Source organism: Dethiosulfatarculus sandiegensis, from assembly GCF_000931935.2.
In the GTDB taxonomy this organism is placed as follows: domain Bacteria; phylum Desulfobacterota; class Desulfarculia; order Desulfarculales; family Desulfarculaceae; genus Dethiosulfatarculus; species Dethiosulfatarculus sandiegensis.
In genome coordinates, this window is the sequence record NZ_AZAC01000005.1 from 59,298 (window position 1) to 81,755 (window position 22,458).

Annotated in this window: 13 protein-coding genes; 4 read left to right on the forward strand and 9 right to left on the reverse strand. The window is 49.5% G+C overall.

Features of this window, described 5'->3' with window-relative positions; translation table 11 throughout:
• Positions 1-154 precede the first annotated feature (154 nt).
• Positions 155-2,068 (reverse strand): methyl-accepting chemotaxis protein, encoded by a 1,914-nt coding sequence (locus X474_RS05270; protein WP_052514889.1) that lies wholly within the window; start codon positions 2,066-2,068, stop codon positions 155-157.
• 1,027 nt (positions 2,069-3,095) lie between these two features.
• On the opposite strand from X474_RS05270, the gene X474_RS05280 reads away from it, so the two are divergent.
• The 4 genes from X474_RS05280 to X474_RS05300 all read left to right on the forward strand — a co-directional run bounded on the left by X474_RS05280 (position 3,096) and on the right by X474_RS05300 (position 11,689).
• On the forward strand, positions 3,096-4,466 hold the full coding sequence (locus tag X474_RS05280; RefSeq protein WP_044347293.1) for a PhoH family protein: 1,371 nt from the start codon (positions 3,096-3,098) through the stop codon (positions 4,464-4,466).
• 210 nt (positions 4,467-4,676) lie between these two features.
• Complete coding sequence (locus tag X474_RS05285; protein WP_044347294.1) at positions 4,677-6,506, forward strand: bifunctional lysophospholipid acyltransferase family protein/GNAT family N-acetyltransferase; 1,830 nt, start codon at positions 4,677-4,679, stop codon at positions 6,504-6,506.
• A gap of 284 nt (positions 6,507-6,790) precedes the next feature.
• The gene (locus X474_RS05295) at positions 6,791-8,590 is read left to right on the forward strand and encodes a 7TM diverse intracellular signaling domain-containing protein (RefSeq protein WP_044347297.1); all 1,800 of its coding nucleotides are present in this window, start codon (positions 6,791-6,793) and stop codon (positions 8,588-8,590) included.
• Between the two features lie 3 nt (positions 8,591-8,593).
• Entirely contained in the window at positions 8,594-11,689 is a 3,096-nt protein-coding gene (locus X474_RS05300) for a PAS domain-containing hybrid sensor histidine kinase/response regulator (protein WP_044347299.1), read from the forward strand.
• Positions 11,690-11,691: 2 nt separating this feature from the next.
• Here X474_RS05300 and X474_RS05305 read toward each other — a convergent pair whose 3' ends face one another.
• From X474_RS05305 to X474_RS26435, 8 genes are all read right to left on the reverse strand, one after another.
• Positions 11,692-12,318, reverse strand: coding sequence for a metal-dependent hydrolase (locus tag X474_RS05305; RefSeq protein ID WP_052514890.1), 627 nt, complete (start codon positions 12,316-12,318; stop codon positions 11,692-11,694).
• 52 nt (positions 12,319-12,370) lie between these two features.
• Complete coding sequence (thyX, locus tag X474_RS05310; RefSeq protein ID WP_044347336.1) at positions 12,371-13,045, reverse strand: FAD-dependent thymidylate synthase; 675 nt, start codon at positions 13,043-13,045, stop codon at positions 12,371-12,373.
• Positions 13,046-13,187: 142 nt separating this feature from the next.
• Positions 13,188-14,621: a hypothetical protein gene (locus tag X474_RS05315; RefSeq protein ID WP_197281980.1), complete on the reverse strand. Its 1,434-nt coding sequence runs from the start codon at positions 14,619-14,621 to the stop codon at positions 13,188-13,190.
• A 407-nt stretch (positions 14,622-15,028) separates the two neighbouring features.
• Positions 15,029-16,297, reverse strand: coding sequence for a phosphopyruvate hydratase (eno, locus tag X474_RS05320; protein WP_044347301.1), 1,269 nt, complete (start codon positions 16,295-16,297; stop codon positions 15,029-15,031).
• A 308-nt stretch (positions 16,298-16,605) separates the two neighbouring features.
• A complete protein-coding gene (locus X474_RS05325; RefSeq protein WP_082464160.1) occupies positions 16,606-18,354 on the reverse strand; it encodes a YcaO-like family protein in 1,749 nt (582 codons plus the stop codon).
• A gap of 134 nt (positions 18,355-18,488) precedes the next feature.
• Positions 18,489-18,806 (reverse strand): TusE/DsrC/DsvC family sulfur relay protein, encoded by a 318-nt coding sequence (locus X474_RS05330; RefSeq protein ID WP_044347303.1) that lies wholly within the window; start codon positions 18,804-18,806, stop codon positions 18,489-18,491.
• Positions 18,807-19,117: 311 nt separating this feature from the next.
• Positions 19,118-21,769: a valine--tRNA ligase gene (locus tag X474_RS05335; RefSeq protein WP_044347304.1), complete on the reverse strand. Its 2,652-nt coding sequence runs from the start codon at positions 21,767-21,769 to the stop codon at positions 19,118-19,120.
• A gap of 106 nt (positions 21,770-21,875) precedes the next feature.
• Positions 21,876-22,458: hypothetical protein (locus X474_RS26435; RefSeq protein WP_353743128.1), on the reverse strand; the 583-nt coding region annotated here is incomplete at its 5' end.

The following is a 22,458-nucleotide window of genomic DNA, read 5'->3' on the forward strand; positions in this document are numbered from 1 at the left end:
AGAATCCCGATTCACGTTAAAAATCCCCGTCCTGACTTGGTCAGGGCGGGGATTTTCTGCTTGGCGGCAAAATACTTCCGGACTTATTCAGAAACAGTCAGGCAAAAGCGCAGACTTGCCAAGCGGCGAGAATTACTCAGCCCCAAAAATCTCCCTAGAACTCGGTAAAATCATCAATCTCCTGATCTGACTTTAATTTCATCCTGTCGTTAAAACGGGTTTCCTGAGCCTTAAGCTTAAGTTTTTGATTCAACTTTGATCTATCCTTGGTTTCCAACCGGCCGGGGGCGGGCAGCTCAGGTCTTTCCTGAACATCCAAAGTAAAGCCACCCTGGACAACTACCCTGAGCTCCGAGACAAAAGAACGCAAGTCCTTGGACTGTGAGCTTAACTCTTCAGCCGAGGCTGCCGACTCCTCTGCATGGGACGCCACCTGCTGGGTGACGGAGTCCATCTCGGAAGTTGCCTGGTTTATCTGCTCTATCCCCCTGGCCTGTTCCTGGCTGGCGGTTGCAATCTCAGCTACAAGCTCTTGAATCTTGGCGGAATCTTTGGCAACCCTGTTAAATATTTCATTGGTGTGGTTTACCAGCTCAGAGCCCGATTTAATGCTCTTTACCGCGCCTTCCAGCAACTCAGAAGTATTGCCCGCAGCCTCTGCCGATCTTAAAGCCAGGCTGCGCACCTCGTCTGCCACTACCGCGAATCCGGCTCCGGCTTCTCCGGCCCTGGCCGCCTCTACCGCAGCGTTTAAGGCGAGAAGATTGGTTTGAAAGGCTATTTCGTCTATGGTGCGAATAATCTGAGAGGTTTCATCGGCGTTTTGGCTGATTTCCTTCATGGCGCCGGTTAATTTTTGCATGGCCTTATCAGCCTCGTTCACCTGTTTGCCGGATTCCACAACCAACAGGTTCGCCTGGGTTGCGTTTTCCGCGTTGTGATTGGTCATGGAGGCCATTTCTTCCAAAGAAGACGCCGTCTCTTCTATGGAAGCCGCCTGTTCCGAAGCTCCCTGGGCCAAAGACTGACCTGAAGTGGCAACCTCACCGGCACTGGCAGCAACCTGATTCGAGGCCTGGCCCAACCCATGAGTAACTTTTATTATCGGTCTGGTGATGCGTAAGCTTAAAAAACCGATCAAAAGTCCGGCAAGTAAAACAGACAAACCGCCAATCAAAAGAAACAGATTGCGAAGTCCGGAAATCGGCGCCATAAATGTTTCCACAGGCACCGCGGCCACCACCACCCAGCCGAATCCCGCTACCGGCGCAAAACCGGCTATCTTGCTTTCACCTTTTAAAGTGTAGTCTCCCACCCCACTTTTTTCAGAAAGGGCCTGATCGGCAAAATCTCGGCATCCAGGGATATCTTTCAGTTTTGTTTTTAAAACTATACTTTGGTCAGGATGCAGTAGAATCAGGCTATTCCGGTCTATTATGAAATTGGCGCTGCCGACGGCCAAACCGGCGCTTTTGGCTGCCTTTTCCCAAGAAGAGAGTTTAACTCCAAGAATCACGGCGCCGAGCACTGTTTTTTGATACCCTTTTACCGGCAGGCAGACAAGCGCAACTATCTCTTTACTACCTTGAATCCGGATCACGTGCCCAATTACGGGTTTATCAGATAAAACTTTTTTAAAATAACTTTCCCGAGAAAGGTCTTTTTGATTTGCCGCGTCACCCTCTCCGGCTGCCACCACTTTACCTTTTTCATCCAAGGCCCAGAGGAAACTAATCTGTTCTTTGTTGTTTTTATAAGTTTTAGAAAGTCTTTTTTTTAGGGTATACAAGTCAAACTTAGCTGCTTTAATCCCTGCTTCCGAAGTTCTCTTCAAGGCAATTACAGTATCAGGCTCCTTGACGATATTTTTAATTTCTTCAACACTTTTTTTTAGAAAAAAGCCAAGCTGATCAGCCAGGCGTGATGCCGTGATTCTGGCGTTTTTATGGGCCAGATCAGTAACCGCTTCGGCTGATTTATAGTACCCAATCCCGCCAAGCGCGAGTAAGGGAACCAGCATTAATACTACGCCGCCTATAACCAATTTTTTATTCAAAGTCAGTTTCACTTACAGCATCCTTTCTTTGAATTTCAGAGAGCGGAACCACAGCCTATCAGACTGAAAATTTATTTTTAAGCTTTTAGAAAATACCGATGCCGCTTACCTCGCAATTAAAATTCAAACATTTCAGGTAAATATCACAGGAATCACCAAAACTATTTTACTAAGTATAATAAGCTGTTCTTTTTAAGCCATAACAATCACGTTATTAATTATATAAGTATGAAAGTATGGGTAATAATTAATAATTTCTATTTCTATTTTTAGCCATACAGATCAAAACCGAAGAGCACGATTTACTTAATGCCAAGTTTTCCCTATTTTATTTAGATAAAATTACCTGGTTTGTATATTTTTTTAAAAATTAACCTTTTAGCTTTAATTTCAATAACTTTCATTTTTCATATAAATTATTCAATTCTCGCCCTATTGCGGCATTGTATTAATCAAGATGTTCACGACACTATACTCCATTCATTTTTTATGAATGATTAAATATAGTTACTTAGATTCCTGCTTAAATTAAACATTTTAAAATTTTCCTGTACACTCAAGCAATTGATCCCACCGCAATCAATATTTCCTTTAACCTTATTGCAGCTCGGGCCGCATCAATAAGCCTCACCCTGCGAATCGACCTCTCAACTGTTAAAAGAAACAGAAAAAATCAAACAATTTCCCCTCTAACAACCAAAGACATTGTTGCCAAATTGCAACAATCTGGACTAAGCTATTGAGATAAGATTGGATTGCAAGGAAAAGCGCCCCAAGGGAGCTGCGAACCTTTGGGCAGATCAGTCCACAAAAAATCGAGGGTGTGCCAATTTGCCTACCCCTCTCTTTGCCCTTCTCATACCCGCCTGTGTATCGGCCACCATCTGTGGGTCCGGTCCCTCTCACGGCCTTTTTAGCCGTGCCGGAGATGCCTTCCACCCAAACAGCGCGCCATCACCCGGCTCATTTTGGCTTTTATGTTTAAGCCGCCTACAAGCCGGGGCTTTAACTTGCCGCGCCTTATTGCCAGGGAGTTTCCATGTTGAAAACCTTTGTACTCGACACCAACGTACTCCTTCACAACCCCCAATCCCTCTTTGTCTTTGAAGAAAACACTGTGGTCATCCCGCTTGCCGTTATTGAGGAAATTGATGACTTCAAGGGGCGACAAGATGAAATCGGAGCCAACGCCCGACGAACATCGCGGATTCTGGACGAGCTCAGAAGTAAAGGAGACCTATCCAAAGGAGTAGCCTTGGAAAACGGAGGCAGCCTCCGTATTGAAGTCAACCATCGCAGCATTGAAAAACTGCCTGAAAACCTCGATGTATTGGACGCAGATAAGCCCGACAACCGCATTCTGGCAGTGGCGCTGAACCTGAAAAGAACCTCTTCCAACCAAGACGTAACCCTGGTCAGTAAAGACCTCAACCTGAGGCTGAAAGCCGATGTTCTGGGTCTGGCCGCCGAAGACCTTACAAACGACAAGATAGACTATAAAGAGCTATACTCCGGCCAGGGCGAACTTTTGGTGAGCCAAAGGGAAATAGACGCCCTTTATCGGGATAAAAACCTGGAGCCGCCGGAAGACATCTCCCTTTACCCCAACCAACTCCTGACCCTGAAAAGCCGGGAAAACCTATCTGCTTCTGCCCTGGCCAGGTACAACCTTGGTTTGTTAAAACCCGCGGGCCTTACCGGCAATCAAAATTGTTTTGGTCTCAAACCCAGAAACCGGGAGCAAAATTTTGCTTTGGAGCTATTGCTTGATCCGGATATACCCATTGTCACCCTGGCTGGTGCGGCCGGAACCGGTAAAACCCTTTTGGCTCTCTCTTCGGCCCTGGAAATGGTTCTTGAACGTAATGTTTACGACAAAATCCTGGTAACCAGGCCGGTTATCCCCCTGGATGGTCAGGACTTGGGTTATCTGCCGGGAGACAAGGAAGAAAAGCTGAAGCCCTGGATGGGGCCGATCCAGGATAACCTTGAATTTCTGTTCAGGAGTTCGGATTACAGGGAACAGCCCTCTTTGTTTGGCGTCAGGGGGGCAAAGTCAGAAAAAGGCAGTATGGGCATGGCCGATTACCTGCAGTTCACCGGACAATTGGAGATGGAAGCCCTGACCTATATAAGAGGCCGAAGCATATCCCGGCGGTTCATTGTGGTGGATGAGGCCCAGAACTGCACCCTGCACGCGATAAAGACCATGCTCACCAGGGTGGGGCATGAATCCAAGATCGTTTTAACCGGAGATATTGACCAAGTTGACCACCCCTATCTGGACTCGGCCAGCAACGGACTTTCCCTGGCCGTGGAAAAAATCAAGACATCCAATCTAAGCGGCCATATAACCCTACTAAAGGGAGAGCGCTCTCCAGTCGCCGATTTGGGGGCACGCATGCTGTAAAAGTCGATCAAGACACTCCACCCCCAAACGGATCAAGAGGCCGCGAAGTTAAACTTCGCGGCCTCTTTGCATGGTCACATCTTCATTGAATCGTAACTGCCAAGTGACATAAACCTGACTTCCTTTTGCTAAAAATCGAGACAGATAAAAACCATTGGTCAAGGCTGACCCGACCATCAAAATCCGAGTCAAAAAGCAAGGGAACCTGTCATGCAATCCTCAATTGATCAGGAAATTTTTAAAATCAAATTTCCAGCCAAGGCCTTGATTCCTTCGGCTATAAGGCCTATGGCCGAATCAACCATGAAAAAATTTTTGTATCTCAAAAAATTGGAAGAAATCTATTGGTCCATTCCATCGGAGTTGGATACAAAAAATTTTTTAGCCAGGGCCCAGGATATTTTAAAAACAAATTGCCTTGTAGACCCCTATGATCTGGCCCGCATACCCAAAAAAGGTCCAGCCGTGGTGGTGGCCAACCACCCCTTTGGGGGGATTGAAGGGGTCATGATAGGCGAGTTGATGCTCCGCATCAGACCGGATGTCAAGGTCATAGCTAATTATCTGCTCGGCAGCCTTCCCAGATTGCGCGATCTTTTCATTTTCGTGGATCCCTTTGAAACCAACTCGGCCATTGAAAAAAACCTGCGCCCTTTGCGCGAGGCAATGCGTTTTGTTGAAGACGGCGGGCTTTTGGTGGTTTTCCCGGCCGGAGAAGTGGCACACCTGAAGCTTAAATCCCGCAAAGTGGCCGACCCTCTATGGAATCCGTCGGTTGCCCGCATTGTCTCCCGCACCAAATGCCCTGTGATCCCTGCCTTTTTCCACGGCGCCAACGGACCTTTGTTCCAGGTCATGGGGCTTTTACATCCCAGGCTGCGCACCGCCATGCTGCCAAGGCAACTGGTCAAATCACCCAGGCAGGGGATCAGGTTAACCATTGGCGGGCCTATTCCCTTTAAGCATATGGCCCACATAGGCAGAGGCAATGAGCTCACAGATTATCTGAGATGGCGAACCCATCTTCTTAGGAAAACCTGTCGTCAAAAAAACCGTTGGTCCCTTTCTTTTGAACAAGAGCCTGCCAAGGCATCTGCCCAGGCGACCTGCCGGGGCCTTTCACCGGCCATCCGGGAGATCACCGAGCTTTCCCCCAAAAACACCCTGGCCCGAAACAAAAACATGCGGGTGGTGATGGTCAAACGAAATGAAGCGCCTGAACTGGTCAAGGAAATCGGTAGAATGCGAGAAATTGCCTTTCGCCAGGTAGGTGAAGGCACAGGCAAGGAACTGGATCTTGACCGCTTTGACGACTATTACCTACATCTTTGCCTTTGGGACGATGCAAAGCAGGAACTGGCAGGCGGATATCGCGTAGGATTAAGCGACGAAATCATAGATGCTCATGGCATAAACGGTCTCTACACCAGCACACTTTTCAAAATAAAACCCCAATTTTTCAAAAAATTGGGGCCTTCCCTGGAATTGGGGCGCTCCTTTGTCAGGCCCGAATACCAAAGATCCTATTCAGCCCTTTTACTTTTATGGAAAGGCATAGGCAGTCTGGTGGCGCTAACTCCCAAATATCGTCACATATTCGGGCCGGTAAGCGTGAGCAACAACTACCATCCCCTGTCGCGACGGTTTATGATCAAATTCTTTGAAAAACATCTCAAATCAAAATACAGCCTCTTGGTCCGCCCCCGGCGTCCGGTTAAGTTCCACAGTCCCACAGGCTCAAAAAATCTGGATTTCATTAGTAAAATAAATTCATTGGATGAACTTTCGAGCATAATTGCCGATATTGAAGGAGAAGGAAGAGGAGTCCCAATACTCTTGCAGCAATATGTCAAATTGGCCTCCAGGTCTGTAGCCTGGAACCTGGACCCCGATTTCGGCAATGTGGTGGATTGTTTCTTATTATCAGATCTTACCAAGGTTGAGCCCAAAATATTGGCCCGCTATTGTGGCCGCAGCGAAGCCGAAAATTTCCTTAAATACCACGAAATGCAGCCCAAAGGCTTCTCACTCTGCGCCTGAGGCAACCTTTCCGGTCGATCCATTATTGCTGGGATCGGCCGGACAGAGGCGTGTGCCGGGAAGCCAGCCTCCACCTCAAGGACTTATATAATTATTTATACAGAAATCTATACCCCAAAGGCAGCCTGGTAATTTTCGCCTTGGCCCTGGAAAGGGCTCTCAAAGCCCTGTTGCTCAGTCAAAATCAAAGCAGCATAATAGGAGAAGTAATGATTTTTCTATTCTCTTAGCCCGGTTTAATAAAAGTGCCCGCTTTTGGGAAAAAATGTTTAAGAATACTTAAGTTGGCTTTTTACACACTGCCCCTGCTTTTCCTCGTGATTGCCCCTTCCCTTTGCCAGGCTCGAGCATATAAAGGCAGGACTGTGGTTGTTAAGGCAAGCCAGACCACTTATAATCTTGGTCCCTACCTTGAATTTCTTGAAGACAAAACCGGTAAGCTAACTCTGAAGCAGGTGACCAACCCTGAAAACGACGAGCTATTCACCCCCATGGCAGCTAAAACGCTTAACAAGGGGATTACCAAAAGTGTTTTCTGGTTCAAATTTACTTATGTTCTTAGCCAATCACCCAGAACAGCGGATTTCAAAAATCACCCTCAATGGCTGTTGTCTCCGGGATTTGCCTTGCCGCAGCGCTGCCTGTGGCAGGTGTTTGAATCAGACACCCCGTCAATGAAATCCCTGCAAACCGTTACGGATTCCGGCTATGAGCTGACCGGAACACCGAATCACTTTAAAACCGTCTATTTTAAAGTAGCCAGCCTGGGACCAATGGCTGTTAACCCTAAAATTCTTTCTTTGCATGACTACATCAAAAGTTACAAACTTTTTTTAGTTCTGACCGGTTGTTTTTTCGGCATTCTCATCGGGGTCGCCTTTTACCATTTGGTAATTTACTTTGCCATTCGAAAGCTAAGTTACTTATGGTATGTATTTCATCTTTTATTCCTGGGTATTTATTTTATATTTCAAAACGGCTTTGGCAATGCCATTGTTAACGGAATACAATCCGCCCAATCAACAATCCCCGACAGAATACTACTCACTGTCTCCTTATTCTTTGGGGTGCTATTTGCCAGGGAACACCTCGCCCCAAAAGGCGAATACGCAATCAAACGAAAAATTATCAATTCTATTATCCTTGCTCTATCAATCAGTTGCCTGGTCATGCCCTTTGTATCCGCCATATCGGGGAGCATCACCCTAGCCATAATTGGTTTTGTTGCTGCTTGTGCCGCTCTTTTCTTTTCCTTGGCAGCATGGCAGCATGGCGACAAATATGCTGGATTTTTCCATTTGGCATGGTTGGCCTTTTTGTTGGGGGGGATTGCCTACAGCTTAACTTTCAGCGGTTTAGTACCCTACAATAAAATCATATTTAACAGCTTACAATTTGGTGCTGCGATCTCGGCCATTGCCTTTGCCGTAAGCCTTGGAAGCAGGATCGAGAACCTGAAAAAACAAAAAAACAGCTTTCAAGAACAAGAAAGCAGGATAAGAACCATATTGGATTCCATAACTTCAGGAATACTACTGGTTAACCCTTCAACAAATAAAGTAATAGATATTAACAACCAAGCAATTATACTACTTAAAACTAATTATCAGAGTATAGTTGGTGCTAATTGGAAAAATTACTTTGAGTTTTTAAAGGACAAACCAAAAGATATATCACTGAGCTCTACTGAAACCTTTCACACTGAAGGGAGTATACTTTACTGGCAAGACGAAAAAATTCCTGTCATAGTAGACGCCAACCTTATCAAATTAGACAACCAGGATGTACTACTTATTAATTTTAAACAAATTTCAGAACTCAAAAAAGTTGAACAAGAAAGAGAAAAATTAATTCAGGAACTCAAGCAGGCGCTTTCTGAAGTGAAAGCTCTGACCGGCCTTTTACCCATTTGTGCCGGATGCAAAAAAATACGTGACGACAAGGGGTATTGGAACCAAATCGATGATTATTTCAGAGAGCACTCAGATGTTGATTTTTCCCACAGTCTGTGTCCCGACTGTCTACAGAAACTATATCCTGAAATGAGTGACCTTCTTGGCCCTTCGGATAAAAGAAAAAAATAGTAAATGACCCTTAAATCCCCACCGTCAGTCCGAGAAATACTATGGCCCCTGGCTCTTGGCTTACTTTTCTTTACGGCCCTTACCATAGGCGCGGCCTTTTGGGTTCAGGAAAGAAACATCGAAACTCAGTGCTATATGAGCTTAGACCGGGTGGAAAAGGCCTACCATAACCTCATAACCGAGCACGCCGGAATTTTGGCCTCTCACCTGGATAGCCTGGAAGAAAACCCCACCCTGCGGCAGGTTTTCGTTAACGAGGATTGGAACAGGCTCAGTAATCTCGCCGGCCCCCTAGTCGAAAAGTTGGGGCATCGTCACCAAATTACACATCTTTTTTTTATAAGCCTGGATAAAACAATTATCCTGCGCGCCCATCTTCCCCACGAAACCGGTGATAAGGCGGAATTTGCCATCCTAAAATCCGCTGTTCTTAAAAAGGATTTCGCCTGGGGAATTGAAATCGGTAAATTCGGCAACCTGGCGCTCAGAGTGGTCAAGCCTTGGCGCATTGGAGGGTTGATTAAGGGCTATATAATGCTCGGCTCAAATCTCGGCCCTATTCTCGACTTACTCAAAACCAGTCTGGGTATGGAGGCCCTGCTGTTAATCGACAAGAATCAACTAAACATAGATAATTGGCAAAAAGGCCATATTAAAAAAGCTAAAAATGCCGAATGGGACGTATTACCAGCACAACTTCTGGCCCATGCCACCCTCAAAGTTGACCAGCAGTTGTTTTCCCAGCTAAAAAATTTACCTTCGGCCCCTAAAGAAGGTATTTTCCCGCTCTACACAAAAGGAAAAACCTACAAGGCATCTATCATTGACCTTACTGATTTCAGCGGCAAACCTGTTGCACAGTTGATCCCACTTTTAGACTTTGCCCCTCTTCAAAAGAACAATCGAAAAATTCTGTATTTGCTGGCCATCACTCTTTGCTGTATGGCAGCCGCCTTATTTGCTTTTTTGCAGGCCCGTGTAAAAGGCCATGACCGGCTTTTGAAAAAAACCGGACAGGACCTATCCAGAGAAATAAAGGAAAGAGGTCGAGCCGAAAGCCAGCTTATGGCCCACAGGGACCGGCTTTCTGTGGCTGTGGAAGAAAGAACCCGCGATCTTCACCTGAGCAATCAAAAACTTAAAGCCCAAATAATAGAAAAAAAACATGCCCTGGATGCGCTGCAACAAAGCGAAGCACGTTACAGGAGCATAGTTGAAAATTCCCACGTTGGCATCGGAATTATTGATGACAACTATAGAGTGGTTTATGCCAATGACATGACCTGCCGGATCTTTGGTCGGAGAGCCCGTGAGCTGTTCGGTATGGATCTCAGGCATATCGTCGGCTCCAAAGAAGTGGTGGATAGATATCAAAGCCGCCAACAGGGATTCGAAGAACCCAACCAATACCAGATAAAGATTATCAGGCCTAATGGCGAGCAAAGAGAAATCGAGGTAATCGTCAGTCTGATCCAAGGACCAGGGGGCAAAAACTGGACCATTACCCAAATGCTTGACATCACTGACCGTCAGAAGGTGGAAAAAGAACTGCGATTAAGTGAAGAAAAGCATCGGAATATTCTTTCCAGTATTGATGAAGGATATTTTGAGCTTAATTTAGATGGGAAGATTATCTTTTGTAACGATTCTCTGGCCAGGCAACTGAACATACCTAAAGAACAATTGATAGAAAGACGTTTTCAGGAATTCGTGGATGAAAAAACCTCTGAAATATTTGCCATCCTTTCCAAGGATCCCGGTAACTTTCACCAGCCGGTCATCATTTCTGAATGCGAGGTGAAAAAGAAATCTGAGGAAACAAAAATCTTTGAGATATCCGGTTCGATCATATGGGATGAATCAGAAATTCCCCAGGGGATCAGAGGTGTTGCCCGCGATGTAACCCAACGGGTGAAAGGGCAGAGGGAAAAGCACAAACAACAAGCGCAGCTTAATCAAGCCCGCAAAATGGAAGCAGTGGGCGCCCTGGCCAGTGGTGTGGCCCACGATTTTAATAATGTACTTCAGGCCATCAGCGCCTATGTTGAACTTTTACAAACCTCACATGATCTTCAAAGTGAATCCAAAGACACCCTGGCCAAAATGGATCAGGTAATAGAGAGGGCGGCCCAACTGGTGCGGCACCTTTTAAGTTTTGGCCGTGAGGATGAGGTCGAAACCCAAAGGCTGGATCTGAATCGGATTATTTTACAGGTGGCCGATATATTGAGGCACACCCTGCCAAAAATGATAGAGATTGAAACAGACCTCAGCCAGACTCCTCCCATCATACAAGGAGAGCCCAGCCGTTTGGAGCAGGTGCTTATGAACCTGGGCATCAACGCCAAGGACGCCATGCCCGAGGGAGGAACCCTTAGTCTCAGCACCTCACTGGCCAGTTTGGGCGAAACCCACCTGGCGCTTAATCCCAAAGCCAGACCGGGAGACCACATTAAGTTGACCGTATCCGACACAGGTACAGGCATGGACGAAATGACCAAGGAGCACCTTTTTGAGCCGTTTTTCACCACAAAAAAACCGGGACAGGGCACAGGGCTGGGAATGGCCACGGTTTATGGCATCGTCAACAGTCTAAACGGACATATTGTTTTTGAAAGCGCCCTGGGCAAAGGCACTACCTTTGATATCTATTTTCCAGTGAAGAAACAAAAACAAGCTGACATCCCAATGAAAACCTCAACTCCGAATATGCAGGCGACGTTGTCGGCAAATGAAACCACCATTCTCCTGGTGGACGATGAAGAAATTATCTTGGAGGTAGCCAAAAGCCTGTTAAAGGATTTCGGTTACCTTGTGCACACAGCATCCAATGGAGAAGCCGCTCTTGAATTGATCCAAAAAGATCCAACCGCCTTTGATGCGATCATATTGGATTTGAACATGCCCGGTATCGGGGGGCACAAAACACTCACTGAAATTCTAAAAATAAATCCCCAGGCCAAGGTGCTTATAGCCAGCGGCTATGCCTCTGCTGAAATGACCCGGCAAAACCTGGAGGCCGGGGCCAAGGCATTTTTAAATAAGCCCTTCAGGATGAAAACCTTGACCGAAAAATTACGACAGGTATTGGCTCAATAAATTCAGAAAGCCAGGGAATATCCTGTCCAAAAGGCCACAAACCCGGCGAGGCTCACACCCAGCAGCAGGGTGAGGACCAAGAATTTGACCTTTTGATCAATCTTCCGGCCAGCCAGCCAGGCCGCGGGGTATAACGGCCCAAAAAGAATCAGCTCCCATAGCATGCCGGTCTGAGTCGGTGAGTGGTGTACAAGGCCCAACAGGCCACGCCACGAGGAGCTGTAATATGCTGTCGGTACAATCGCCGCGGGACCGAGATAACCCTTATCTGACCAAGGCCAGAACAGGGGCAATCCTATACCGCGGCCCATGAGGTAATCCAGGGCAAGATGGCTGAAGCAGACCAGGGTCAAGCCTGCCGTTGCTTTTAGAAACCGCGAAAAACAGCGTTTTGAGACTATAAACGCAAAAGTAAGGCTCAGGCCCAACCCAAACAAAAGGCTATGGGTGGGGCCCCTGTGTTGAATCATTTCCGGAGCAATAAATCCGGCAAAGACATCCAGGTCACTGGCCACGGAAAGCAACACAGCCAAACCGGCCCCGCCCACCCCCTTGGGCAAGCCGGCCTTTTCCTTGACAAGTTCATAGACAGCCAAACCTGTCAGGCTGTGCCCCAGAACAGAACTCACCCGGCCCTCCTTTGGCTTTTTTCACCCTGGGAATATCACCGGCCTGATGTTGTCAGGCCCAGGATTTTCGCTTGGCAGCCATCTCTGCAGCCGCATCCTCGAATTTTTCAAAAAGGTCGTCAAAAACCACGGGCATCTTTTCCTTTAGCTCAACCAATAAAGGAAGCATGATCTCTCTTATCTGCGGATGGGCCGCCTTTTGAGCTCGCAGGGAAATTACATGCCGCCATTCCCTAAGGTTGGCTGTCATGACTATCTCGGTTTTAAGACTGTTGGGCAGTACGCTTCTGGCTTCCTGGGGTCTGGCTCCCTGGTTCAACAGCTCAAAGTAGGCGTCTTCCGCCTGTTGCATGGCTCTTTCCCAGGCAATATAGGCCTTGGCGCCGGGTTTCCAGAAAATGGGCCTGATCACTGTAATTTCACTACCAAATTTATCTTTGGAGTAATTGGCGTAACGAGTGCTTTCCTGACTGTAGGCCGCCAGGCGGTGGCGCACCAGTTCGTGGGTCACGCCCCTGTCGCAGATAAAGCGCACTGTCAATGAAGCGTGTTCTATCACGCTGTGATGACCTGAGGCCATTATGCGGCGCAAAAAACCGGCGGCTGAATCCTTGGTTATTTTATCCTCGGATTTATAGCAGGTGCGTCCTGCCAGCTCCAGGTTCTGCAAGAGCTGGTCTCCGTCGGGCAGATAGAGAATCTCATGATAAGGGGCTATCACCTTCATGTTTTCTCTCCCTTGACTTAAAGGCCGGAAAAGGGCTTTAAGTTTCCCTTTTCCGGCCAAAGTTACAATCCACTTAAGACTCAGGGGCGGCTTTCGCAAAGTCGGCCACCTGTTAAGTCTTGTCTTTTATCAGGCTGTACTCCTAATTGGAGGCCTGGGTTGTGGGCTCCCGCTCCTCAAGATATTGTCTGGTTTCAGATGAATCTATTTTCTGTAAAAGGCTTTTCATAGGCGCCCAGGCTGTACCCACGGCCCTTTCAGCCTGGTTCATAAGAATCTCTTGTAATAAGGGTTTCCCATCCACGGCCTTCGCAACTTTACTAATAAATTCATTCCGCAATTCCAAGGCATCGGGCGGATCGGGCAAGGGAGCCTTGGGGTTAATTATAGGAGAGGACTCCTGAGCCCCGGACTCGCCGACTTGGGTTGTTCCAGGCTCGGCTTGGGCCACGGGTTCTTCCTCTGGAGCCTCAATGGGAGTCAAGACCTTGCGCACCAGGATAAAAACTCTTTCAGCCAATGCGGCCTGGACCTCAACCTTGCCCAATTCAGGATCATTGAAAAGTTCTTCGGCCTTTTCTTCGGTGATCTTTTCCGTTTCCGGCAAAAGGGAAGCATTTTCCAACTTAAGACGGTTGGCCCGCAGACCGTTGACCACCTTGGCCCTGACATCTGTTTCCAGGGCTCCATTGCGCAGGATCTGAGCTTCGGCAGGATCATAGGCCAGAGGCTCCAAGATGCCCAAGGTGGTTTCAGCAGCCAAAACACGGTCACTTAAAGGCAAGGGGGCGGCCACTTTACGTTCAGCCAGTACGAGCGTCCTGAATTCATCAAGATATCCCCAATGCGGGTCCCTGCTTATGACTTCAACCAACCGCAAAAGGGCTTTCTTCCCGATATCTTTGCTCAAGCGGGCGCCATAGGAATCATAGGAGTCAAATTCTCCGAAGAGTTCCTTTTCGCTGAAAGCGCCCACATTCTCATCAACCAAGAAAGACAAGTCCAAAATTGTAAGTTTCTCTTCTTTGGGCAATTGATCGGCCGTTGCAGAATCCGGCTTAGCCGGATTAAGAGAGGCGGTCTGAGCTGAAGGCGTGGTCTGCGCAGATCCGGTCTGAGGCAACTCACGGGCGGGGAGTTCCAAGGGCTCGACTGTTTCCTGGTACACGACCGAAAGGGTCAAAGAGATATTCAGATCAGTGCTGGGAATCCAGTAGCCCCCCAAGTCAACCTGGGCCTGGGTGATAAAGACGCCAACCGCAAAGGCCGGCAAAACCAAACCGTCCACAAACATATGGGGAACCAGCCAGGGATTACGTCCGTCCTTTTCCAGGGCAAAGTTGTTAAGCACCAAAGTCAGACGATTTTTCGCCGCCTCTGAGCTATCCTTGGCAGGATCGGCCAAACGACTGAAGAGCCCGTTTGCGACCAGTCCCTGGCGCAGAGTATCGGTAATCTGCTCGGCAAATATACGCACATTGGGCGAGGTCCGCTCGGTGGTCTCCTCCGGCCACACCCTTTTGTCCTGCACCTGGGGCATTTGGGCGCTCAAGCCGGTGGATTGCCGAGGACCCAATTCAGGCTTTAGTTCATCCTTGACAACAGTTGTATAGGCACACCCCCCGGCAGAAAAAGCAGCCAGAAGCGTCAAGCAAATCAGCAGTCGAACGGTCAGGCCCCGTTTCACCATATCCTCCAGCGTGAAAATATCAACTAACCTAATTGGCCTCTTCCACCCCTTGAGATGCCCGTGCATCCGGGGAAAACGATGCCCATCTTGAATTCGTCAATACACCTTGACAAATTCTCAAAAACACACAATCTAATCAGGTTGCGTGTTTTTGCTAGATTTTAAACGCTTTTTCCGATCAAGGTAAGCCTTAAAAGCCCCTAGGCATAATAAATCAGGAGGCCCCCTTGAATCGGATCAGTAAGAGGCCTGTCTCCGGCCTTATTTACCGGAGACAGGCCTTTGTAACATTATCAGAAAGGCCGCGCCAACAAGGCTGTTTCATCAAGTTCTTCTTCTATGCGCAGAAGACGATTGTATTTGCAGATTCTTTCAGAGCGGCAAAGAGAACCGGTTTTTATCTGACCGCAGCCCACGGCAACCGCCAGGTCGGCGATAAAGTTATCTTCCGTCTCACCGGAGCGGTGGCTCACCACCTGAGTGTAGCCGTTGCGGCGGGCCAGATCAATGCAGCCCAGGGTCTCGGTCACAGTGCCGATCTGGTTCAGCTTGATAAGAATAGAGTTGGCCGCATCCCTGTCAATGCCGGTTGCCAGGCGATCACTGTTGGTGACAAAAAGATCGTCACCCACGATCTGCAGGTTGTCACCGAGTTTTTCGGTCATCAGGGTCCATCCGTCCCAGTCGTCTTCGGCCAGGCCGTCTTCAATGCTTACGATGGGGTATTTGTTAACCCAATCCGCATAGAGATCCACCATTTCAGCAGCGGAGCGGCTGCTGTTGTCGGATTTATGGAAAATATATTTTCCATCCTTATAGAATTCGCTGGCTGCCACGTCCAGGGCCAGTGCCACATCTTCACCAGGCTGATAACCGGCCTTTTCCACGGCCTCCAGGATCACCTTGATGGCTTCGTCATTATCTTCCAGATTGGGAGCGAAACCGCCTTCATCGCCCACACTGGTAACCAGCCCCTTCGCAGAGAGGACCTTTTTAAGGGTGTGGAAAACTTCGGCTCCCATACGCAGGCTTTCGGCAAAGGAAGCGCCGCCCATAGGCACAATCATGAATTCCTGAATGTCAACATTATTCGGGGCATGGGAGCCGCCGTTTAAGATATTCATCATGGGCATGGGCAGCACCCTGGCATAGGCTCCGCCCAGATAGCGGTAAAGCGACACTAAAAGAGCATTGGCCGCTGCCCTGGCGGTGGCCATGGAAACGCCCAAAAGCGCGTTGGCCCCCAATTTTGATTTATTCTCTGTGCCGTCCAAATCAATCATGGTCTGATCAATCAGCACCTGATCAAGACCGTCCAAGCCAACCAGTTCCGGGGCAATCACCTCTTCTACGTTATGCACCGCCTTCAGAACGCCCTTGCCGCCATAACGGCTTTTATCGCCGTCTCTCAATTCAAGGGCCTCATGCTCACCAGTGCTGGCCCCACTGGGCACCGCAGCGGTTCCCAAAGAACCGTCTTCCAGCATTACATCGCATTCGACTGTGGGATTACCACGGGAGTCCAGGATCTCCCGCGCGGAGATACGCTCTATGGCTAACATTTTTATCCACCCATCCTTAAAGGAATTAGTTTTCGCTCACCCTAACCTAGCTTGGGGCCGCCCTGGTGTCAAGACGGGGAGAGCAAGGGGTTTGCCTTTCTCAGATTACCATGAGCAGGTAGAAGAAAAAGCCTCTTAAATGTGGAAATTCATTTTTTATTGATTCAGCTTCCTTCAAAAACCGGCTCAAACCTGCAAACAACCTTTTTAGGCCCGGCATCAAAAAAAGACAAGGGACTATTTTTGAAACATGGGGCTCAAATTCTCCAAGTCAAAATTGCCCCACCCACGGTTTTTCAGGCGATAACCTAAAAATTTGCCTGTGTAAGCTCGTGGTAGTGTGTCTGGGCAAAATCCAGCTCAGGATCTAGATCCAGTGCGTGACGGAACATAACGAGTGCCTTTTGATCTTCTCCCAGCCTACGCAGGTTCACTCCTATGTTGGCATAATTGATGGCAACGGCGGGATCGCTTTCCACAGCCAGGGAAAAAGCCTCTATGGCCTTTTCATATTCATTCAGCTTGAAATGGCAAAACCCCATCAGGTTGAAAACTTCCTGATGGGGATCGGGGTAGGACGCCGCCTTGTAAAGAGCCGAAAGGGCCTTGTCATATTGGCCCATATCCTTAAGAGCCACGGCCAGTTGCACATATATGCTGGGCTTGTCTTCGTCCGGAGGATTAAAAGCAAGCGCCCTTTTCAGACAGTCAAGGGCAGGCAAGGGCTCGCCCCTTCTTATGAGGACAATAGCCCTGAAAAAAGGAACATAGTATCCCGCACCGTTCAAATTTCCCAATCCTCTCAACACACCCTCCGCCAAATCAAGTGGAAACAACTGGCTGGCCAGCTTGGCTGCGTGGAAGACCGCGTTTGTATCTACGGTGCGCTTGGCGAAATGGGCCTTGGGAATAATGTTGTAAACCACCGGAACATCAAGCACCGGGTGGTTCATTTTCAGGGAATAGACCGGAAAACCGGAATCCGCCAGGGAGGCGGTGCAGGCCTTTACCTCTTCGGCAAGATCCCCGGATGAAATATCGGGCAGGCTTGCCAAGCTTACCGTTCTGTCGGCCTCCATAACATACTGAGCTTCCTCAAGGCCGGTGAACTTGGGCAGGGCAGAGACTTCATAACTGGTTTTTTTATCAAAATCACCCGCCAGCTGGGCCACCTCGGTCAATGCCCTTATCAAGGCTTTGACAGGGCTGGTGGCAGTGCCCGCAGTATAGACTATCTCGCTTTTATGGGGGAAAGTGGATGGATCATAGCAAAGCGCCCCCACAGAGGGAATGCCCATCCCACAGGAAAAATCCTTTAACCAAACCTTAATGCCCGCGTCTTTGAACTTCTGCAAAAGTTCACCGGCCAGGGGATCGGATATGGTCGACTGATCAATAGCCGGGGTTTTTAAACGGTTTTCCGTTACCAGGGCGGAGACATGGCGTTCAACCACCTCGCACATGCCCTGCAGGATCGCCTCTTCCAAACAATTGCCCGCAGCCGGACCATTGTATTCATTAATCGCATAAAACCAGCCAAGAGGAATCATCTCCTCCCTGTCCAAGGTCAGGTTCCTGGCCCAGGCCCAGGTCTGGGGAAGCATTTCAAAGGCATCTACGGCCTGGCTGATTGTTTCATTGGGGTGATAAAGGGCCTCGGCAGCCAGCCGGGAAGGCATTTTGGGCTCGGCTATTTCAGCAGCCCTGGCCAAGGTGAATTCCGTATGATTAAAAAAATGGAAAAAACTGAATCGTTCGGCCAGCTCCATCAAGGCGCTGGCCTCTGCCTGCACGGCACTGGCGCCTTTGCCCATCTGTTTGGCGTTTTTGGTGAGATTCAGGGCAGCAGGGCCACAGAGGCTTATATAGACCGGAATATCAAGCCTGCCGGTGTCTATACGCAGGGTTTTCTTTAAAACATCATCGCCCAAAAGGGCGAAACGTTCTTTAACCCAGGCAACCGTTTCAGCCGGAGGCCTTATTTTATCCTGCTCCAGATAGTAATTCTTGGGAGTTGGCCTTAAAACGACACCTGAGGACTGTGGCGGTCTGATCACTTAAGCCTCCACAACTGTCTTGTGACAAAAAAGGACATCCCTGGCAGGTTATTTTACGCTCGACAATAGACAATCGGCGTTCGACCGCTAGAGGCCGAACGCCGATTTTCTACGAAACAGATGCTGTTGGCGACTTAGACGCAGCCAGTGGGCTTGGCCAAGCCAGCCATCTTGCAGGCTCCCTTGCCGGGGCCGCTGGGGAACAGCTCATAGATTTTTTTCAGTTTGAAGCCGGTCACCTTGGTCATGATACGGACCATGGGGGCGATACCGTTTTTCTTGTAGTAATCCTGCAGGTAGTTGATGACTTTCCAGTGCTCATCGGTGAGCTCAGAGATGCCCTCAGAATCCTTCACGTAATGGGCGAAGTTCTCATCCCAAACTTCGGGATCTTGCAAGAAACCGTCTTCGTCCACTTCGTATGTTTTGCCCTTATAGGTCACAGTCGGCATATTGGGTGTCCTCCTTAGATAAGTTTTTTCGCAATTTTTTTGCGATTACTATCGATAGTCCACAAACGCACTCAGATGTACTAACAATTCAGGATTTAGCTGTCAAGACTAAAAACCATTCTTGGCCACACCATCTTCATTTCACTGATTGAAACGTAGATGAAGGTCTTCAGCCGGACGGGCTAAACATCCAATTGTCTTGTTTAGGTACATCTTTTTCCTTAGGGGCAGCTTATAACCGGTATCCGGCCTTTTGGCAAGCCCTAATTTACCCCACCCGGTATAAATACCGGTTTTTTGTTACCCTTTTTTTACAAAAAGCTCCGAACTCTGCTCAGGTTATCCTTGAGCCTTTCAAGCTGAGCCCGTCCTTCATCCACCTTGTCTTTTTCTTTTTGTATGACTTCCTGGGGAGCCTTATCTACAAACCCCTGGTTTGACAACTTTTTCTCACTTTTAGTTATTTCTTTTTCCAGTTTGGCGACCTTTTTGCCCAGCCTGACCTCCTCGGCCTTGAAATCAACCAGGTCCTTTAAGTCCACCAGCACGGTAAGCGTGCTCAGGGCAGTGGTGGCCATGGTGGCTGTCTGCTCGCCATCCATCTCAAGGCTCACCTCCTGGGCCTTGGTCTGAAGCGCTATACGGTCCCTATTCCGCTCAAGCAGTTCAAAGGTTCCCTGGTCGGCCGGTTTGAGCAGAAGCGGCACCTGCTGGCCGGGATTAACGCCCATCTCCCCCCTGATGTTCCTGACGGCCCCGATCACCTCCATGACAATTTTCATCTCTTCTTCAGCCTCGGAATCATAATCCGCCTCAGAGATCACCGGCCAGTCGGATTTCATTATGCTGCCCAGGCTGTCGGGCAACCTTTGCCAGAGTTCCTCTGTGATAAAGGGCATAAAGGGATGCAGCATACGGATCAACCTGGAGAAGACTTCACCTAAAACGCGCCTGGTCTTGGCCTGCCTGGCCGGATCATCGGCATTGTAAAGTTGAGGCTTGATAAACTCCAGATACCAATCGCAGAATTCATGCCAGGTAAACTGGTAAATGGCGCTGGCCGCATCGTTGAAACGATACTCCTCTATGGCCTTGCCCGCTTCCTTGGCAGCCTTGACCGAACGGCTCAGAATCCAACGATCCTCCAAAAGGGGCTCAAGATCCCGGCCTTCCGTCATATCCTCGGCCAGGTGCATAAGGGTGAACCTGGCTGCGTTCCAGACCTTGTTCACAAAGTTGCGATAACCCGCAATGCGGTCCTCGCTCATCTTGATATCCCGGCCCTGGGCGGCAAAGGCGGCCAGGGTGAACCTGAAGGCGTCGGTCCCGTATTCATCCATGATCAGCAAGGGATCCATGACATTACCCTTGGACTTGGACATCTTTTGCCCCTTGGCATCACGGACCAGGGCATGGATGCAGACGTCCTTAAAGGGCACTTCTCCCATGAACTTGTTGCCCATCATCATCATGCGGGCCACCCAGAAGAAAAGAATGTCGAAGCCGGTGACCAGACAACTTGTAGGATAGAATTTTTCCAAGAGATCCGTCTTGTCAGGCCAACCCATGGTTGAGAAAGGCCACAACCCACTGGAGAACCAGGTGTCCAACACATCGGTCTCGCGCCTTAAGTTAGAGCTTCCGCAGACAGGGCAGGTGGTGGGGTCTTCCCTGGCCACAATCACCTCGCCGCATTCGCAATACCAGGCCGGGATGCGATGCCCCCACCAGATCTGGCGGCTTATGCACCAGTCGCGGATATTGTTCATCCACTCGTAGAAGGTCTTGTTCCAGACCTCGGGGACAATGCGGGTGCGCCCTTCGTCCACTGTACGGACCGCCTCTTCAGCCAAGGGCCCCACCTTGACAAACCACTGTTTGCTTAAAATGGGCTCCACCATGGTCTTGCAGCGATAACAATGCCCCACGGAGTGGATATGCTCTTCATGGCGCTCCAGAAAACCCTGCTCCTCAAGATCGGCTACAATCCTTTCCCTGGCCTCGAAACGGTCCAGGCCCTGGTAAGCGCCGCCTTGTTCATTAATGCGGCCGTCGTCATCCATCATGCGGATGGATTTAAGATTGTGCTTGCGGCCGATCTCAAAGTCGTTGGGGTCATGGGCCGGAGTCACCTTAAGGGCGCCGGTTCCGAAATCAAGGGAAACGTACTTGTCTTTGATTATGGGCAGTTCACGGCCCACCAAAGGCAATATCAGGGTGTCGTCGGCCAGATCCTGATACCTGGGATCTTCCGGGTTGATGGCCACTGCCGTATCGCCGAGCATGGTCTCCGGGCGGGTGGTGGCTATGGTGAGGTGGCCTTTTCCGTTTTTAAAGGGATAGCGCACATACCAGAAGCCGCCCTTGACGTCCTCGTGCTCACTTTCCAGGTCACTTAAGGCGGTGTGGCACCTGGGGCACCAGTTGATGATATAGTCGCCCTGGTAGATCAATCCCTCTTCATAGAGGGTGACAAAGACCTCGCGCACCGCCCTGCTCAGGCCCTCGTCCATGGTAAAGCGCTCACGATCCCAGTCACAGGAGGCTCCCAGGCGCTTAAGCTGGTTTATGATTTTGCCGCCGGATTCGGCCCGCCATTTCCAAACCCGCTCAATAAATTCTTCCCTGCCCACATCGTGCCTGGACAGCCCCTCTTCAGCCAGCTGGCGCTCCACCACGTTCTGGGTGGCTATGCCGGCATGGTCCGTGCCGGGCATCCACAAAACCTCCTTGCCCTTCATACGCATGTAGCGGCAAAGAATATCCTGGATGGTATTGTCCAAGGCATGGCCGATATGCAATACACCTGTCACATTCGGTGGGGGGATGACTATGGAATAGGGTTCCTTGGATGAATCTGGATCTGCATGAAAAAGCCCGTTGGACTCCCAATACTCATACCAGCGAGCCTCAACATCCTTGGGCTCGTAGGATTTTTCCAAAGCAGTGGGTTTGGAACTCATAATTTTTTATCTCCTGATGCATGTCGGCCTGAAGCAGGGGGACATAAGAAATGGCGGGGGTTGAGACACCTCCCGCCATCCGACCGGCCCCGTCAAAGCCGGCCGGTTATTCTACTACGCCGCTTTCGGCGTCTTGTGTCAATTTTTGAGCCTCTTCCTTGATGGCCTTGATCTCTTTTTCCACTTGCTCAGCCACCAGGGCGGGGACCATTTCCTTTACAACTTTTTCTATGGTTTGCCTGGTTATTTCCTCAACCAAAGCCGCAACCTGGGCCTGATCCAAAACAGCGGTCAAAGCCTCTTTCGGCTCAGCCGGACCGGCGGGTTCCTGAACAAGCTCAGGCTCTTTGATTTCATCCGCCATCTTGGCCACCAAAGCGTCAAGATCTCCGCCTCCGGCAAGTATGGGCTCCGCCGGTTTTTCAGCAGGCGCGGGCTCTTCGACGGGAGCCGCTTCCTCGTCCGGACCCAAGTCAGCCAAAAGCGCGTCCAGATCGTCCTGCCCAAGGTCGCCCTCAGGCTCGGCGGCCGGAGCAGCCTCGGGTGCGGCTGCTGCTTCAGCGGGAGCGGCTTCTTCGTCTGAACCCAGGTCAGCTAAAAGCGCATCCAGATCGTCCTGCCCAAGGTCGCCCTCAGGCTCGGCGGCCGGGGCAGGCTCGGGCGGGGCCGCTGCTTCAGCGGGAGCGGCT

Coding starts and splice junctions, on each gene's coding strand:
- eno (WP_044347301.1), bottom strand. CDS start 16,297: ATGTTAGCCATAGAGCGTATCTCCGCGCGGGAGATCCTGGACTCCCGT.
- X474_RS05285 (WP_044347294.1), top strand. CDS start 4,677: ATGCAATCCTCAATTGATCAGGAAATTTTTAAAATCAAATTTCCAGCC.
- thyX (WP_044347336.1), bottom strand. CDS start 13,045: ATGAAGGTGATAGCCCCTTATCATGAGATTCTCTATCTGCCCGACGGA.
- X474_RS05330 (WP_044347303.1), bottom strand. CDS start 18,806: ATGCCGACTGTGACCTATAAGGGCAAAACATACGAAGTGGACGAAGAC.
- X474_RS05300 (WP_044347299.1), top strand. CDS start 8,594: ATGACCCTTAAATCCCCACCGTCAGTCCGAGAAATACTATGGCCCCTG.
- X474_RS05280 (WP_044347293.1), top strand. CDS start 3,096: ATGTTGAAAACCTTTGTACTCGACACCAACGTACTCCTTCACAACCCC.
- X474_RS05335 (WP_044347304.1), bottom strand. CDS start 21,769: ATGAGTTCCAAACCCACTGCTTTGGAAAAATCCTACGAGCCCAAGGAT.